13 protein-coding genes and 3 pseudogenes are annotated in these 17,094 nt (G+C 58.7%); 5 read left to right on the top strand and 11 right to left on the bottom strand.

Annotated elements, in window-relative coordinates; translation table 11 throughout:
- Nucleotides 1-6: 6 nt before the first annotated feature.
- Nucleotides 7-1,200, bottom strand: coding sequence for an ABC transporter permease (locus AB2N04_RS11320; protein ID WP_367714600.1), 1,194 nt, complete (start codon nucleotides 1,198-1,200; stop codon nucleotides 7-9).
- Nucleotides 1,201-1,314: 114 nt separating this feature from the next.
- Between AB2N04_RS11320 and dgcA the strand changes: the two genes are divergently transcribed.
- Entirely contained in the window at nucleotides 1,315-2,298 is a 984-nt protein-coding gene (gene dgcA, locus AB2N04_RS11315) for an N-acetyl-D-Glu racemase DgcA (protein WP_367714599.1), read from the top strand.
- Between the two features lie 26 nt (nucleotides 2,299-2,324).
- Here the strand turns inward: dgcA and AB2N04_RS11310 are convergent, their stop codons facing one another.
- Nucleotides 2,325-3,155 carry a UDP-2,3-diacylglucosamine diphosphatase gene (locus AB2N04_RS11310; RefSeq protein WP_367714598.1) on the bottom strand — a complete coding sequence of 277 codons (831 nt, stop codon included), beginning with the start codon at nucleotides 3,153-3,155 and terminating at the stop codon, nucleotides 2,325-2,327.
- 315 nt (nucleotides 3,156-3,470) lie between these two features.
- Between AB2N04_RS11310 and AB2N04_RS11305 the strand changes: the two genes are divergently transcribed.
- Entirely contained in the window at nucleotides 3,471-5,786 is a 2,316-nt protein-coding gene (locus AB2N04_RS11305) for an NADP-dependent malic enzyme (RefSeq protein ID WP_367714597.1), read from the top strand.
- A gap of 238 nt (nucleotides 5,787-6,024) precedes the next feature.
- On the top strand, nucleotides 6,025-7,128 hold the full coding sequence (locus tag AB2N04_RS11300; protein ID WP_367714596.1) for a DUF2865 domain-containing protein: 1,104 nt from the start codon (nucleotides 6,025-6,027) through the stop codon (nucleotides 7,126-7,128).
- Here AB2N04_RS11300 and gltX read toward each other — a convergent pair.
- On the bottom strand, nucleotides 7,046-8,419 hold the full coding sequence (gene gltX / locus AB2N04_RS11295) for a glutamate--tRNA ligase (protein WP_367714595.1): 1,374 nt from the start codon (nucleotides 8,417-8,419) through the stop codon (nucleotides 7,046-7,048). The genes AB2N04_RS11300 and gltX overlap by 83 nt on opposite strands.
- Nucleotides 8,420-8,467: 48 nt before the next feature.
- Complete coding sequence (locus tag AB2N04_RS11290; RefSeq protein ID WP_367714594.1) at nucleotides 8,468-9,685, bottom strand: MFS transporter; 1,218 nt, start codon at nucleotides 9,683-9,685, stop codon at nucleotides 8,468-8,470.
- 110 nt (nucleotides 9,686-9,795) lie between these two features.
- Here AB2N04_RS11290 and AB2N04_RS11285 point away from each other — a divergent pair.
- Both AB2N04_RS11285 and AB2N04_RS11280 read left to right on the top strand, forming a co-directional pair.
- Nucleotides 9,796-10,111: pseudogene (locus tag AB2N04_RS11285) on the top strand (ArsR/SmtB family transcription factor).
- A 116-nt stretch (nucleotides 10,112-10,227) separates the two neighbouring features.
- Nucleotides 10,228-10,314, top strand: a pseudogene (locus AB2N04_RS11280) (ATP-dependent Clp protease proteolytic subunit); the annotation flags it as partial.
- A 66-nt stretch (nucleotides 10,315-10,380) separates the two neighbouring features.
- On the opposite strand, the pseudogene AB2N04_RS11275 reads toward AB2N04_RS11280, so the two are convergent.
- The 7 genes and pseudogenes from AB2N04_RS11275 to AB2N04_RS11245 all read right to left on the bottom strand — a co-directional run bounded on the left by AB2N04_RS11275 (nucleotide 10,381) and on the right by AB2N04_RS11245 (nucleotide 17,077).
- A pseudogene (locus AB2N04_RS11275) lies at nucleotides 10,381-12,067 on the bottom strand (NAD+ synthase).
- A 284-nt stretch (nucleotides 12,068-12,351) separates the two neighbouring features.
- Nucleotides 12,352-12,777 carry a GFA family protein gene (locus AB2N04_RS11270; RefSeq protein ID WP_367714593.1) on the bottom strand — a complete coding sequence of 142 codons (426 nt, stop codon included), beginning with the start codon at nucleotides 12,775-12,777 and terminating at the stop codon, nucleotides 12,352-12,354.
- 105 nt (nucleotides 12,778-12,882) lie between these two features.
- Entirely contained in the window at nucleotides 12,883-14,259 is a 1,377-nt protein-coding gene (locus AB2N04_RS11265) for a class II 3-deoxy-7-phosphoheptulonate synthase (protein WP_367714592.1), read from the bottom strand.
- A gap of 131 nt (nucleotides 14,260-14,390) precedes the next feature.
- On the bottom strand, nucleotides 14,391-14,861 hold the full coding sequence (locus AB2N04_RS11260; protein ID WP_367714591.1) for a gamma-glutamylcyclotransferase: 471 nt from the start codon (nucleotides 14,859-14,861) through the stop codon (nucleotides 14,391-14,393).
- Complete coding sequence (locus AB2N04_RS11255; RefSeq protein WP_367714590.1) at nucleotides 14,851-14,994, bottom strand: hypothetical protein; 144 nt, start codon at nucleotides 14,992-14,994, stop codon at nucleotides 14,851-14,853. The genes AB2N04_RS11260 and AB2N04_RS11255 overlap by 11 nt, the downstream gene beginning before the upstream one ends.
- Before the next feature lies 1 nt (nucleotide 14,995).
- Complete coding sequence (gor, locus tag AB2N04_RS11250; protein ID WP_367714589.1) at nucleotides 14,996-16,381, bottom strand: glutathione-disulfide reductase; 1,386 nt, start codon at nucleotides 16,379-16,381, stop codon at nucleotides 14,996-14,998.
- A gap of 153 nt (nucleotides 16,382-16,534) precedes the next feature.
- Complete coding sequence (locus AB2N04_RS11245; RefSeq protein ID WP_367714588.1) at nucleotides 16,535-17,077, bottom strand: DUF2059 domain-containing protein; 543 nt, start codon at nucleotides 17,075-17,077, stop codon at nucleotides 16,535-16,537.
- Nucleotides 17,078-17,094: the final 17 nt, after the last annotated feature.

Below are 17,094 nucleotides of genomic sequence, written 5' to 3'. Positions count from 1 at the left end.
CGCCACCTAGAAATCGATTGCCGCGTAGAAAATTGCGAACAGGCCATCAACGACAATCACCACGAAGATCGCCTTCACGACAGACGCTGTGACGTGACTGCCAAGCGACTCCGCGCTGCCACCAACCTTCATGCCCTCGATCGAGGCTATGATGCCGACGATAAGCGCCATGAAAGGTGCCTTGATCAATCCGGCAAAGATCGTTGAAAGGTCAATGGATTCCCGAAGTCGATCAACGAACGCCTCGGGCGGAATTCCCGAATAGAGCCAGGCGATCAGCATGGCACCACCAAGCGCAGCAAAATTGGCCACAATGGTGAGACAGGGCACGCCGACCATCAGTGCGACGAGGCGTGGAAACACCAGAACCCCGACGGGATTGAGGCCAATCACCGTGAGAGCATCCACTTCCTCACGCATCTTCATGGAACCGATTTCGGCCGTGATCGCGCTGCCGGACCGCCCTGCGATCATGATCGCCGTCATCAACACGCCAAGTTCACGCAGAATCAGAATACCCACGAGATCGACCACGAAGATCTCTGCGCCGAAATATCGCAACTGGAATGCACCCTGCTGCGCGATGATCGCGCCCACGATCGCCGACATCAGGATGATGATCGGCACAGCTCCCACGCCCATGCGGTCGATCTGACTGACGATGGCTGCCGGGTTGATGGCATGGGCGCGCCCAAGCTTCATCTGCGCGCCACCGATGGTCGCGCCCAGGATGTGGGCACCGTAGACAATGTCGTCGCGCGCCTCATACATGGCACGCCCGATCCCCTCCAGAAGGCGAGTGATAAGCGAGCGTTTTTCCGCCGGCTCGCTCTGGCGCTCCTGCTCCACCGCATCGCGCACCGCCGGCAACAGGATCTTGGCGGCATCGCTTTCGCCCGCCACCGTTACGTTGGCGCCCTGAGTCCGGCAGGCGTGGACGAGCCGTTCTATGAGCCACGCACCGGCCGTGTCCATGCTGCCGACCTCAGTAAGATCGAGAGCGAGGGAACCTCCCCCCACCCTGGCTTCAAGGTCGCGCATGCGCTGATCGACCCGTGCAACGGTACGCGTGTTCCATGCACCCGACAGACGGCACGACACCATGCCGTTTTCCGCCTCGCTCACCTCGATGGCCGGTTCGCCATTCTGGCCGGTTGGTCGCCCCGCGTCGCTTGCTTCGCCAAAGGAATTGGTCAACATGGCACCATCATTAGTGTGGAGCAGGTCCAAAGGGAACCGGTTGCCGGCTTACGGAAGGGCCATATAAGGCATGTTCCTCCGATAAATTGAAATTTTATAAGAAGAAGGACGGAAATGACACGCGAACTTGCCATTGATGTCGACAGTTTTCCCATCGCCGGAGTTTTCACGATTTCCCGCGGTTCCCGCACGGAAGCACGGGTGGTTGCCTGCACGGTGAGCGAAAACGGTGTACGCGGGCATGGCGAATGCGTTCCCTACCCACGGTACGGTGAATCAGAAGACAGCGTGGTGAGCCAGATCGAGGGCCTGCGAGACGACATCGCAAATGGTATCAGTCGCAATGACCTGATCCAGGCCATGCCCGCAGGAGCAGCACGCAATGCGATAGACTGTGCGCTGTGGGACCTGGAGGCAAAGCTCTCCGGCAAGCGCGCCTCCGAGATGGTCTGCACCATCCCGCCACGCCCCCTGCAGACCGCCTATACGATCTCCCTTGCACCGCCGGAAGAAATGGCAGCGCAGGCGCGCGCCCATGCGACGCGTCCCCTGCTCAAGGTGAAGCTGGGCGGAGAGAACGACGCCGCGCGCATTCATGCAGTAGCCGGTGCAGCGCCTGAAAGTCGTCTGATCGTCGATGCCAATGAAGGCTGGACCGAGGACAACATTCGCGAAAACATGCTGGCTGCGGCAGAATTCCATGTCGCGCTGATCGAGCAGCCGCTGCCGGCAGGAAAAGATACCATTCTTCGCGAAATCCCACACCCGGTCCCGGTCTGCGCCGATGAAAGCGTGCACACGGCCGATAGCCTGAAGGATCTCGCGGGTCTGTATGACTTTGTGAACATCAAGCTCGACAAGACCGGAGGCCTGACCGCAGCGATCGAACTGCGCGACCGCGCTCGCGCGATGGGCTTTGGCGTGATGGTTGGATGTATGGTTGGTTCTTCGCTCGCAATGGCGCCGGCGGTCCTGCTTGCTCAGGGAGCCGACTATGTCGATCTGGACGGGCCGCTGCTTCTCGCGAAGGACCGGGCTCACGCCCTCGCTTATTCCGGATCGCTTGTTTCTCCCCCTTCACCACAGCTTTGGGGTTGAGCAACTGCTTGTCGGCCAGGGGCCGCTCAGGCGGCCTTGACCCCGCTTTTCTGGAAAGCGGCCACAACACCGTTCTGCTCGTGTGAAACGGCCTGCGCTTCCGTTTCAAGCACCTGCGCCCATGTGATGATTTCGAAGCGGCCATCCGCATTCTCGGCAAGGGCGGTACAGCTTTCCACCCAGTCACCGGTATTCATGTAGCTGACGCCCCGAATTTCCTCCATGGCAGCGTGATGGATGTGCCCACAGATAACGCCGTCAACTTCTGCACGTCTGGCCTCCTGGGCCAGCACATCCTGAAACGAGCTAATGAACTTCACCGCTTTCTTGACCTTGATTTTCGCCCAGGAAGAAAACGACCAGTAGGGCCGCCCCAGCAAGCGCCGAACCCGGGCGATTATCCGATTGACCACGATCGCCAGGTCATACGCCTTGTCTCCCAGGTAGGCGAGCCAGCGAACATTGTGAACGACCTGATCGAACTGATCGCCATGAATGACCAGAAACCGACGCCCGTCAGCCGCTTCGTGAATCACCCGGTCGGCCACCACGATGCCACCGAAGTGCACCCCCTGGAATGATCGCAGAAACTCGTCATGGTTTCCCGCAATGTAGATGATTTCCGTGCCCTTTCGGGCCTTGCGCAACAGCTTCTGCACCACATCATTGTGCGCCGGTGGCCAATGCCAGGAGCGTTTGAGACGCCAGCCATCGACGATGTCGCCGACCAGATAAATCCGCTCTGCATCGTGATAACGCAGAAAATCGATCAGAAACTCGGCCTTGGCAGGTTTCGAACCCAGATGAATGTCGGAGATGAAGAGTGCGCGAAATCTGCGGTGTTCGACGCCAGTCATTGTCCCGCCTGAGCCTTGTTAAGTCGCCCACTCTATGGCCCGATTCATGTCACAGACATATGACGGACAGGTTTCGTTACTGTAGCGCCGCCGAAATGGGCCCCAGCCTCCAGCGATTGCTTACCAATCATGAGATTCATGAGCATGAAACTGCTTCACGGCATTCAAAGCTGGAAAAAGCCGGTTTGAGCGCCTAATCACGAAGAATGATCGAAGTCGCTTGCCACCCTCCAGGCACGGAGTGCGTGAGGTTGGCAAGCGATGCCCGCAAGCAAGAACGGCCAGTGCCGGCAGAGCCATAGTGTGGAGCCCCTGATGTCATCCGAGAGCAAGAAAACGCAAAGATCCGAGTTCGACGAGGCTGCGCTCTTCTTCCATAGCCATCCGACGCCCGGGAAACTGGAGATCCAGGCGACAAAGCCGCTTGGCAACCAGCGTGATCTGGCTCTGGCCTATTCTCCGGGTGTTGCCACCCCGTGCATGGCCATTCATGACGATCCCAAAACGGCTGCCGACTACACCGCGCGCGCCAATCTGGTGGCGGTCGTATCGAACGGATCTGCCGTGCTCGGCCTCGGCAATATCGGCCCTCTCGCTTCCAAACCGGTGATGGAAGGCAAGGCCGTTTTGTTCAAGAAGTTTGCCGGCATCGACGTTTTCGACATCGAAATCGATGCGCCGGAAATCGATAGGATGGTCGAAACCGTCGCCGCCCTTGAACCCACCTTCGGAGGCATCAATCTGGAAGATATCAAGGCTCCAGAATGCTTCGAGGTCGAGGAACAGCTCAAGAAGCGCATGGGCATTCCCGTTTTCCATGACGACCAGCACGGAACAGCGATCATCGTGGCGGCCGCCGTTTTGAACGGGCTCGAACTGGCCGGCAAGGACATTGCACGAGCAAAGATTGTTTCGTCGGGCGCAGGCGCTGCCGCGCTTGCCTGCCTCAACCTCCTCGTCTCGCTGGGTGCAAAAACCGAGAACATCTGGCTCACCGACCGTCATGGTGTCGTCTATGAAGGCCGCCAGGAAGAAATGGATCGCTGGAAAGCGCCATATGTGAAAGACACCGATGCCCGCAGGCTGGCGGATGTGATTGGTGGAGCAGATGTGTTTCTGGGCCTGTCGGCGGCCGGTGTTCTGAAACCGGAGATGCTTGCCGACATGGCCAGCAAGCCATTGATCCTGGCGCTTGCGAATCCGGTTCCCGAAATCATGCCGGACGTGGCCCGCGAGGCACGGCCCGACGCCATGATCTGCACCGGTCGCTCCGACTTTCCCAACCAGGTCAACAACGTCCTTTGCTTCCCATACATTTTCCGCGGTGCACTCGATGTGGGCGCAACAGCGATCAATGAAGAAATGAAGCGTGCTGCCGTGAAGGCGATTGCCGGGCTGGCACGTGAAGAGCCATCGGATGTGGCAGCACGCGCCTACTCCGGAGAGACGCCGATTTTCGGTCCGGACTTCCTGATCCCCTCTCCCTTCGACCCTCGGCTTATCCTGCGCATCGCTCCGGCGGTGGCAAAGGCGGCAATGGAAAGCGGCGTCGCCGCCCGCCCCATTGCCGACATGGATCAGTATCTCGATCGCCTGAACCGGTTTGTCTTCCGCTCCGGTCTCGTGATGAAGCCTGTGTTCTCGGCAGCCAAGGGCGCGGGAACCAAACGCGTGATCTATGCGGATGGCGAGGATGAGCGCGTGCTGCGTGCCGCTCAGGTGGTGATCGAGGAAGGCATTGCCGAACCCATCATCATTGGTCGTCCACATGTGGTGGAAACCCGACTGAAGCGCTATGGCCTGCGCATTCGACCCGGTGAAGACTTCGCCATCATCAACCCCGAGGATGACCCTCGCTATCGGGATTACGTAGAACTTCTGGTGCAGTTGGCCGGCCGTCGCGGTGTGACCCCGGAGGCGGCGCGCACACTGGTGCGCACAAACACCACGGTGATCGCAGCCATCGCCATGATGCGCGACGAGGCGGACGCAATGATCTGCGGGCTTGAAGGCCGTTTTGAAAAGCACCTTCGGTATGTCGACATGATCATCGGCAAGCGAGAGGGCGTGTGCGACCTGTCGACGCTCTCGATGCTGATCTCGCAGTTCGGCGTGACCTTCTTTACCGACACTTACGTGACGCTGTGCCCGTCCGCTTCGGAAATCGTTGAAACAACGATCCTCGCAGCCGAAGAAATCCGCCGGTTCGGCATTGAGCCCAAGGCCGCGCTTCTGTCGCACTCCAATTTCGGCTCGCGCGATTCCGAAAGTTCGCTGAAAATGCGTGAGGCAGCCCGGACGCTGAAACGCATCGCACCAGACCTCGTTTCCGATGGCGAGATGCACGGCGATTCAGCACTCTCGGAAACTCTTAGACAGCGGGTCTTTCCACAGGCAGCATTGACCGGAGAGGCCAATCTCCTCGTCTTCCCGACCCTCGACGCCGCCAACATCACCCTGACAACACTCAAGGTCATGACAGATGCCCTGCATGTCGGCCCGATACTCCTTGGCACAGCCATGCCGGCGCACATCCTCACCCCTTCCGTAACATCTCGCGGAGTCGTGAACATGACAGCACTTGCGGCAGTCGAGGCGCTCCAGAAAAGCAAGGCCGTCATGACCGGTTGAAGGCCTTGCACCAGCCAGCGCAATCAGGAAACATATGTGAACAACACTGACCAAAATGTACGCCTCGGTTGAGTTTTCATTGCCCCATCCTGAAACTGCTAGTAGGTGTAACCGCAACTTAACCTGTCACAGTCAACATGAACGCGCCCCAGGGGTTGCAGCGGTTCGCCGCGCTCCGGTCGAGGCGGGAAATGACGCATAAGCAAAATGCTCGTGACGTGTGTTTTTAGGGCAATGAATGCGCAAGGGCGGCGATACGATCTGGAAGACGGGACTGGCCTGCCTGGTCTTGATTGTTGGCATGGCAGCCCTCACTCTGGATGCAGCCGCCAAATCAAAAACCTGCCGTAAGCTGGAAGCCCGGTTGGCCACGGTGTCTGGAGCATCTCCAGCCCAGGCAAAGCGCTATGATCGCGCCATTGCCAAACAAAGCCAGCAACTGAAAATTCTCCGTGGTCAGATGAGGAAGGCCAGTTGCGGTTTTGGTCTGTTTTCAAGCCAAGCGCGGCAATGCGCTGCATTGAAACGTTCCGAAGGAAAGATGAAGAGCAATCTGGCAAAACTGCGCAAGCAGCGTAGCCGTATCGGTGGCGGGTCAGCTGCAAGCCGAAAAAGAATTGAAGCTTCCCTAAAGAAGCATGGTTGTGGAAACCGTCCGGAGCGGACGAAAAAAAAATCGACGGGAAAACGCATCACAGACAACAAGGCCAAGCAACCACAGCGTCCTGGAAGCGTATACCAGACGATGTGTGTCCGCCTGTGCGACGGATATTACTTTCCCATTTCCTTTTCGGTCTCCAAGAAACATTTCCCGCGCGATGCGAAAACATGCGAGGCGCGCTGCCCCGGAGCCGAAGTGGCGCTCTACACCCATGATGTGCAGCGCGAAACGCCAGAAGAGATGGTTTCGGCAGCCGACGGCAGCGCCTATCTGGACCTGCCCAAAGCTTTCAGCTATCGCCGGACCGGTATTCGCAAGAAGATTTGTGGATGCCAGCGCCCGAAAAACTTCAAGGTCATCGCTGGCGAAAAATCACAGCTTGTAGCGACCCCCGCTGGAGAAGAGCAGAAGGCGCAAACTTCCGCGGAAACCGCCCCGTCGGGCGCAGGCCAAGAGCGGGGCTCGAGCTTTCATGTCGCCAGATCGCCAGAAAGGGATGCACGCAGCAAGTCCCATGATGGCGCCCGCAAAAAACAGGATGAGGAAAGCGACCGGACAAGCTCTGTTGCGCCGGAAGCCCGACAGACACCAAGGCGCGTCAGGATAGTCGGGCCAGCGTTTCTTCCCGACCCAGAAGAGGCAATAGACCTGCGAGCTCCGGCCCCTGCTCCCGCCCCGTAAGGGCAATGCGCAAGGGCATGAAGAGGCTCCGCCCCTTCCTGCCCGTTCCAGATTTGATCTCAGCCGTCCACAACCGCCATGTTTCGCTGTCCCAAGGCTCGGGAGGCAGATACTGCGCCGCCTCGTGCACGAAACCGCGATCTTCAACAGTAAGCGTTGCATCATCTGCCGGCTTGTCTTTGACAATGCGCCACCAGACGGATGCGTCGGCAACCCTTTCGAGATTGCCGCGCACAGCCAGCCAGAAAGCCTCGGCTTCGTGCCCTGCGATCCCCAACCCGGAAAGCCTCTCGGCGACCTGATCAAACGACATTGCCTGAATAAGATGCCTGCTGAGTCCAGACAGCTCCGCAGGATCAAATTTCGCCGCTGACTTCGACGTGGATGTGGGTTCGAACAGTGCGACCAGCTCTTCCATGGTTGTGACCGCCGTGACGTTTTCGGATGTGCCGATCAGAACGGCGAGGGATGCCACGGCCATGGGCTCGATACCCGCCTCACGCAGGCTCGCAATCGAAAGCGCTCCTGTGCGCTTGGAAAGCCCTTCTCCCGACGCGGTGGTGAGCAGGTTGTGATGTCCGAAGGCGGGCGGTTGGGCATCAAGTGCACGAAACAGGGCAAGCTGCGCACCCGTGTTGGTGACATGGTCGTCCCCCCGGATGATGTGACTGACACCGAGTTCAATGTCGTCAACGACTGAAGGCAGCGTGTAAAGATACGTGCCGTCGGCCCGGATCAGAACGGGATCGGACATGGACGCGAGATCGACGGTCTGCGGTCCGCGTACGACATCGTCCCAGTGCATTTCGGTGCGCCGCGTTGCAAAAGGGTCTTGGGAAAAATTCGGCAGAAGGAAGCGCCAGTGCGGTTTGCGCCCCTCGGCCTCATACATGGCTTTATCATCGTCAGTGAGCTTGAGCGCCTCACGGCCATAAACGGGAGGCAAGCGACGTGACAGACGGATCCTGCGCCGGCGTTCCAATTCCTCGGGCGTCTCATAGCAGGGATAGAGAAGCCCCGCAGACTTGAGCCGCTCTGCAGCGCGATCGTATCGATCAAAGCGCGCGGACTGAGCGACTGTCTGGTCCGGCTCGATGCCGAGCCAAGAGAGATCGCGGGCTATACCTTCAGCATATTCCCGACGCGACCTTTCCACATCCGTGTCGTCGAAACGCAGAATGAAGCGACCATCATTCTTCCTGGCAAAGAGCCAGTTGAAGAGCGCTGTGCGTATGTTTCCAATATGGATGTGGCCCGTCGGGGACGGCGCAAAACGAACGGTGACTGTCATGAGTGCGGCGTACCCAAAACTGCCGGTACAGGCAAGAAGAACCTGACCTCACGCACTTCTGAGACGCACACTCAAACCGCGCGAAACGACGAAAAGCACCACGCTCGCACCCAGGCAATAAAAGCCCATCACCCCGATCTGCAACGGATAGCTCACACCGCGATCGATCAGGAAGCCGGTAATCCCCGGCCCCATGGCGGTGGCAAAGACCATGATCGCAACCGTAAGCGCACGAATGGAACCGAGGTGCCGAATGCCGTAGACCTCTGGCCAGAGCGCACCGAACAGCGTTGAGGAAAAACCATAGGATATCCCCATCAGGCCCATGAAAGCGAAAGCGCTCCACTGCGCATCGCTGGCAGCCAGGATCAGACAGGCAGCCCCCAGCGGAAGCAGAAAGCCGGGCAAGAGCGCGACCGCAGAGAACCGGTCAATGAGCTGACCCGAAATCAACGCGAAAATCACCGTCATGGTCGCCATGAACGTGAACGAGGAAGCAAACACTTCAAGCGACCAGCCACGCAGCTCCACCAGATATATCTGGTGAAAAAAGATCGTGGTTCCAATGAAGCCCGGCGCCATGACGCCCAGCAGGAGCAGATAGAACACCGGATCCCGCACGACTTCGCCGCGCGTCCAGTCGCGCACAAGGCTTTTTCGTGAAACGGGGTCGCTTGCACGAGGCGCTCGCTCCACGGCTATCAGACCAGAGATGACCGGAAGCGCGAAGAGGACCAGCAAAGCTGCGGCAATGAACCAGCTGTTGCGCCACCCCACCAGCGCTGCAACAGCCACGAAAGCAAGCGGCAGGACCGCCTCACCCACATTGTGACCAAGCGTGGCCACCGACACGGCACGGCCGCGCTGAGCTGAAAACCAGCGTCCCATGGCCGTCAGCGAATTGTGTGTCATCATCCCCTGCCCAAAAAGGCGCAGCATGTAGATCGTGACAACGAGAACGATGATGGATTGCGACAGCGCCATCGAAACACAGGCAAGTGCCAGAAGCGGAATGATGATGAAGGTGACCTGTCGCGCCGGGTACCGGTCGACGATCTGCCCCAGTTTGGGCAGTGTGAATGCACTGGCAAGCGTGGCCAGCATGTAAAGTGTGCCGAAGGCACCGTGCGACAGACCGTATTCGGTCCGGATGTCGCCGGCCGACAGCGAAATGAAGAAGGTCTGGCCAAAGGATGAAAACAGCGTGAGTAGAAACCCGCCCGCAAGCCAGCGCGCGTTGTCGCGAAGAAAGTTCAGATAGGACATGAGCGGAACTCTGGTGCCGGCAAAGGTGCGGCGTGGGGAAAACTGCAAGGTGAATTGCGGGCATCGTAAACGCCGAAAAAAAAAGCGCAATGGCCGCATTGTAGGGATTGGTGGCAGAAGCAGATTTCTTCAAGGCCCTCGCCGATCCAACACGCCGACAGATGCTCGAACGGCTGAGTGGAGGCGAACGCAATGCGACCGAGCTACGAGAGGGGGCTGGCCATGTCGCAACCGGCGGTATCGCAACACATCGCCGTGCTGCGCAGTGCAGGCCTGTTCGAGGAAAAGAAAACCGGACGGCAGATGCGCTACCGGATAAGGCCGGATGGGATGGCGCCGGTGGTCGACTGGCTTACACGCTATCGCGGCTTCTGGCCCGAGCGGTTCGAGAAACTCGAAACGATGCTCAGGGAGATGGACCAGTGAGCGATGCCGAAACTGAAAACACGAAGAAAAACATCATTTTGGAGTACCTTCTGGAATCTCCTCCTGAGAAGGTCTGGCGCGCACTGATCATTCCCGAATTCGCGGCAGGCTGGCTTGTGGAACAAACGCTCGACCGAGATTTTTTCATGACCGCGCAGGAAGCCTGTAAATGGGGCTTGATCGACCGGGTCTTTTCCACCCGGGGAGAGCTCGAGAGCCAGAAACCGCAACAGCCTCCCAACTCGGGAAAGCTGTTCCCCCACCGATACTTACGAGCGATCCCTGAATCTGTTTGTGATCGGATATCGACGGTCACGACCAAAATTCTTCTTCGTTATCTTCACGCCGGGGGCTGCCTGACGCCGCTTGTATTCCGCAATGTAGAGCAGGTGCTCTACCCGGTGAACCATTTCACGATCGTGGCCCCGCGCAACGATGGCGTCAACGCTCATCTCGCCCTCCACAAGACACTCCAGAATGTCGTCAAGCACCGGATAGGGCGGCAGCGAATCCTGATCCGTCTGATCGGGGCGAAGCTCGGCCGACGGGGCCTTGTCGATGATGTTTTGCGGGATGACCTCGCCGGAGGGGGCCGAGCGCGCCGGGCGGGACAGTCGTGTTGCGCCATGACGACAGGGCATAGACCTGCATCTTGTAGACATCCTTGATGGGATTGAACCCGCCATTCATGTCGCCATAAAGCGTGGCGTAGCCGACCGACATTTCCGACTTGTTGCCGGTGGTGACAACCATGGAACCGAATTTGTTGGAAACGGCCATCAGGATCGTGCCCCGGGTGCGGCTTTGCAGGTTCTCTTCCGTCACGCCCGAATTGGTGCCCTCAAACAATGGAGAAAGGGCGGCGGAAAACCCCTCCACAGGATCGGAAATGGGCACGATGTCATAACGGCATCCCAACGCACGGGCGCAATCCTGCGCATCCTTCAGCGATTCTTCGGACGTGTAGCGGTAAGGCATCATGACGCAGCGCACCCGTTCTTCGCCCAGCGCATCGACAGCAAGTGCCGCGCAGATTGCCGAATCGATGCCACCTGAAAGCCCCAATACAACGTTCCTGAAGCCATTTTTGTTCACATAATCGCGCAGACCCAGCATGCAGGCACGGTAGTCGGCCTCTTCCTTTTCCGGTATTTTGGACATGGGGCCATCGTCGCAGCGCCAGCCTCCCTCCTCACGCTTCCAGGTCGAAACCGAGACCGCCTCCTCGAACTGGCTCATCTGGAAGGCCAGTGATTTGTCCGTCTGTATGGCAAAAGATGCGCCGTCAAAGACAAGCTCATCCTGCCCGCCGAGCTGGTTGGCATAAAGGATCGGAAGGCCGCTTTCGATCACCTGGCGGATGACAATCTGATGCCGAACTTCCACCTTGCCGCGATAATAGGGCGAGCCATTGGGAACCAGAAGCAACTCCGCTCCTGACTCTGCCAGTGTTTCGCAGACATCAAGCTCACCCCAGATATCCTCGCAAACCGGTATCCCGATACGAATACCCCGGAAATTGACGGGGCCAGGCATGTTCGGTCCCGGCTGGAAAACACGCTTCTCGTCGAACTCACCGTAATTCGGCAGATCGAGCTTGTAGCGTTCGGCGATGACCTCCCCCCCATCAAGCACCATCACCGCGTTGTGCAGGCCACTGTCGCGTTTGAGTGGAACACCGATGATAACACCCGGCCCACCATCTTTCGTATCTTCGGCGAACGCGCGCACCGCGTGTTCACAAGCCTCCACAAAGGCAGGCTTCAAAACCAGATCCTCCGGCGGGTATCCGGCAATGAAAAGTTCCGTGAAAAGAACCAGGTCCGCGCCATGGCGGGCTGCATCGGCCCGCGCCTCGCGTGCTTTCGCCAGATTGCCCGTCACATCTCCGACAACCGGATTGAGTTGGGCCGTGGCAATGCGCAGTATGTCGGAAGGGGCAGATTTGAGGGCCATGAGGTTCCTGTATGAAAGTCGAGAACGGCTTGCACTACAATGCGTGTAGCCGCTGCCTCCCCTGCTTGCAACACGCGGCCGCAGATGACAGGCGGTTGCCACGCCCCCTCACAGCGTCGAGGGCCGAAGGGAATGATCAGATCCTTGCGGTGCTACGAAAACCGTAGCAACATGCCGGGCCACGTCTGTTGCCGACAACAGAAACAATCGGCCACACCTGACCTGAAAGGCCTGTGCACCGTTCCGCAGACCGGCTGGCGCGGGCATAATCTCCCGCCACGAGCCTAACCGGGGCTGCCGCCCGGCTTCTCCGCCTCCGCCGCCCCCCGGGATTGCGGTAGACCATCGCAGATTTGGTAAAAATCACCCTTGTCCTCCACATAGATGTGGCTTTCGGCCGTGAGTGCGGAGGGTTGGTCAAGGGCACCAGCCAGGACAGAAATCCGGTCGGCATCATTGCACTGCCAGAACAGTGCCGAGCCGCATGTTGCGCAGAATCCGCGCCTGGCGAAATCGGAAGAGGCATACCAGGTGATGTTCCCCTCACCTTCGATGGTGAGGTTGCTCACGTCCACATCCGTTGCCGCATAATAGAGCCCGGTCTGCCTGCGGCACTGGGAGCAATGGCAATAAACGACACCCCGTAGTGGGGCTGCTATACAAAAACGGACCGTGCCACACAGGCACGATCCGTGATGCACTTCCGACATGGCTTTCCTCCGCGAATGTTCAATTCGTTTCAGTGGCCATGTTTAACAGCTGAGGACAACAACGCCATCAACAAAGCCTGAAGCCAGGCTTCAAGCCAATTGTACTCAGCCGTTTGCGACCTTGTCGGCCGGCAGAGCCTCGCGATCCTTCTTCAGGAGCTCGGCCACCAGAAAAGACAGTTCGAGCGCCTGATCGGCATTGAGGCGCGGGTCGCAATGGGTGTGGTAGCGATCCTGCAGTTCCTCATCGCGAATGGCGCGCGCACCGCCCGTGCACTCGGTCACGTTCTTGCCGGTCATCTCCACATGCAGACCACCGGGATGCGAACCTTCCGCCCGATGCACCTCGAAGAAGGTCTGTACCTCTTTCAGGATGCGATCGAAGGGGCGCGTCTTGTACCCGGCGGCGGTGACCGTGTTGCCGTGCATCGGATCGCAGGACCAGACGACCTTGCGGCCCTCCTTTTCCACGGCACGGATAAGCCTGGGCAGGTAGTCTCCCACCTTGTCGGCACCGAAGCGGGCAATGAGGGTCAGGCGACCAGGTTCATTTTCGGGGTTCAGAATATCAATCAACTCGATCAGCCCATCGGGCGTCAGCGAAGGACCGCACTTCAGACCGAGCGGATTTTTGATGCCGCGGCAGTATTCCACATGCGCATGGTCAGGCTGGCGGGTACGATCGCCGATCCAAATCATATGACCCGATGTCGCATACCAGTCGCCAGACGTGGAATCGACCCGCGTCAGGGCCTCTTCGTAACCAAGCAGAAGGCCCTCATGGCTGGTGTAGAAATCAGTCTCGCGCAGGGCATGGGTGCTTTCGCCGGTAATACCGATGGCACGCATGAAATCCACCGTTTCGGAAATCCGGTTAGCCAGTTCCTGGTAGCGTTCAGCCTGCGGACTGTCGGACAGGAAACCAAGCATCCATTTGTGAACGTTGTCCAGGTTGGCAAAACCGCCCTGTGCGAAGGCCCGCAACAGGTTCAGCGTCGCGGCGGACTGGCGGTACACCATCTCCTGACGCGCTGGATCGGGTATGCGCGAGCCCTCATCGAAATCGATGCCATTGATGATGTCGCCACGGTAGCTCGGCAACACCACATCGCCCTTGGTCTCATTGTCGGAAGACCGGGGCTTGGCGAACTGACCGGCAATCCGGCCAACTTTCACCACGGGCTGTGAACCGGCATAGGTCAGGACCACGGCCATCTGAAGAAACGCGCGGAAGAAGTCGCGAATATTGTCGGCACCATGTTCTGCAAAGCTCTCAGCGCAGTCGCCACCCTGAAGAAGGAAGCCATTGCCCTCCGCCACCGCTGCGAGCTGTTTCTTCAGCTTACGCGCCTCGCCTGCAAAAACGAGCGGCGGATACGTGGCCATGCGCGCCTCGACCTCAGCCAGCGCATCGGCATCCGGATAAGCCGGAACCTGCTGGATTGGCTTGTTTCTCCAAGAATTCGGCGACCACTTCGTCATCTTGCTTACTCGACAGTTGCTACAGGATCGGATCCTCTATCCGCTGAAATCTCCAGGACGGATACTGGAAGGCCGTTCTTAACCAAAGCAGACACCGGATACCAGCCCACAATTGTGGCGAATGGGAAACACTAGCGCACGAAAGGTGCAAATTCGGGAATTATTTGCGCAATCAGTGCATCGAAATAGACTTCCTCCTCGGCACCAAGCACCACGGAACGCGGATAGTTCGGCTTCTTGCGATCCGCAATCAGCCTCGCGTCGAACCCCTCGGTCTCCGCAATGAAGCGCTCGACGCCTCCGCGTCCGAATTCGCGCAGGAAGCCCTGCAGCACAGCGTCGAGATAAGACTGGATGATGTCGAGCCGAACCGGGGGGTGAACCATCGAAGCTTCATAGACATAGACGGGGCATCCGCGCGGCAAGGAACCGGACAGTTCCAGATCTGCCAATACAAGCGGCACGCGCCGATAGAGCTGTTCACGCAGATCGACCGAAGGAAGATTCTGCGCTTGGTCGATGACAAGAAGTCCGTCGATCACGGAATCAGGATCGCGCCGCACGCTGAGCAGCGCAAGACTGCTCTCGCTGTCACGACGCACCCATTGACGACGCCAGCCCTTGAGGCGGGGCCGGCATGGCTTCAACGATCTCGGTCCGGTGAGTGTCGCGATTGACGAGCGAACCGTAACCAAAATAGGCGATGATGTCGCGATCACCGATACCGGCACTCATATCAGTCGACCCGCTCGCCTTTTTCAACGCGATAGGTGGGCTGATACATCGTGACCAGTTCCTCAGCGGCGGATGGATGCACGGCCATCGTCCGGTCAAAATCATCCTTCGTCAGCCGCGCCTTGAGCGCAATCCCCAGAACCTGCGCCATCTCGCCAGCGTCCGGCCCCATCACATGCGCTCCCAAAACACGCCTGGTGTCGCCATCGACAACCAGCTTCATCAGCATCTTTTCCTGACGTCCGGAAAGCGTGTGACGCATGGGGCGGAAACTGGCGCGATAAATTTCCAGCCTGTCAAAGCGCTGCGCGGCATCGTCTTCGGAAAGGCCTACCGTGCCGATTTCAGGCTGCGAGAACACCGCGGTCGCTATCGTGTCGTGATCGACTTCAGTGGGATTGCCCTTGAACTCGGTTTCTATGAAGCACATGGCTTCGTGAATCGCGACCGGTGTCAGTTGCACCCGGTTGGTCACATCTCCCAGGGCCCAGATATTGTCGACATTGGTGCGGGAAAAACCATCAACGGGAATCTCGCCGAGCTTTCCGGTCTCAACGCCTGCAGCATCAAGTCCAAGTCCTTCCGTATTGGGCAGACGGCCAATGGCAAGCATCACCTGGTCCGCTTCAATCGCATCACCCGATTTGAGGTGAACGAGCAGATCGTTTTCACCGCGTTTCTCCACCCGGGTCAGAACGTCCTGGCACAGGATCTTGATCCCCTTGGCCTCCATCGTCGCATGCAGTTCGCGACGAAGATCGATATCAAAACGCGAGAGGATTTCCTTGCCGCGATAGACAAGGGTCGTCTCGACCCCGAGACCATGAAATATGTTCGCGAACTCGACAGCGATATAGCCCCCCCCTTCAACCACGATACGCGAAGGCAACTCTGCCAGATCGAATGCCTCATTGGAGGAAATGCAGTGTTCCCTGCCCGGCAGGGCCGCATGCGGGTTGGGCCGGCCACCAACGGCAATAATGATCTTGTCTGCCGTCACACGCTTGCCGCCAACATCCAGCGTGTGGCGGTCCACCAGCGTTGCCCTTGCCTCAATGATCTTGGCGCCGGCATTTTCAAGGCCTTTTCGGTAAAGCCCTTCCAGGCGAGAAATCTCCCGATCCTTGTTGGCGACGAGCGCAGTCCAGTCGAAGGTTGGCCTTGGCACCGTCCAGCCATAGCCGGCAGCATCTTCGAAATGCTCGGGGAACTGGGAAGCGTAGACATAGAGTTTTTTTGGTACACAGCCGCGTATGACGCAGGTCCCGCCAAAGCGGTATTCTTCCGCGATCGCCACGCGCTTGCCAAGGCCTGCGGCAAGCCGTGCGGCGCGAACTCCGCCTGATCCGCCGCCAATTACAAAGAGATCATAATCGAAAGTGCTCATTCTCGTTCCTTACCCCAGAATTGCCGCAAGCAATCGCCCATTCCCCGTAAGTTCGGCATCGAACGCTGCATCGCGAGACAGACTTAGAAATTGCCGCCGAAAAAGAAAAGCCCGGTGCGACGACCGGGCTCTAACAGTTTCTTGATTGCGACCTTACTGGGCCGGGCTTTCGCCAGAGCTTTCTCCATTTCCGGTCGCTTCTGTCGCAGCCTTTAGCTGCTGGCCGACCATCTGTGCCAGGTCGCGGGCAATGCCGCGCCGCCAGATGTCGCCGGCCTTCAGAACCTCGCGGGTTACGATCGGACCATCGGCAATCAGTTTCATACCGGTCGGCGACGTATAGAACTCTGCTATCTCGTTGAGCTCCTGCTCGGAGAAGACGCGGGCATAGGCCTGCGCTGCCTCCCGCTCCAGATCGACCCGGCGGCTGGCCAGCTCGATGGCCTTTTCATCCACCGTGGCGTTGATGAGTGCGACCATATCCGGATTCTTGCGGATCAGCTCAGATTTGAGCGCCGCAGCAGCCTGCGGCAGAACACCGTCGAAATCATCGGTCGCGTTGATGGCATCAATTGCGGAACGCGCTGCGGCCAGGTGAGACGCGGAGATATCCTGCGCGCTGGCAGGAGCGAAAGCGAACGTCATCGCCATGGTTGCCGCCGCTGCAGCAAGGCGGATGCGGGTTGCCAAGTTCATAATGTTTCTCACTCCAT

Source organism: Nitratireductor sp. GISD-1A_MAKvit (genome assembly GCF_040819555.1).
Lineage (GTDB): Bacteria > Pseudomonadota > Alphaproteobacteria > Rhizobiales > Rhizobiaceae > Nitratireductor.
Note: the sequence above shows the minus strand (reverse complement) of the source record. Positions and strands in the feature narration are given on the sequence as shown.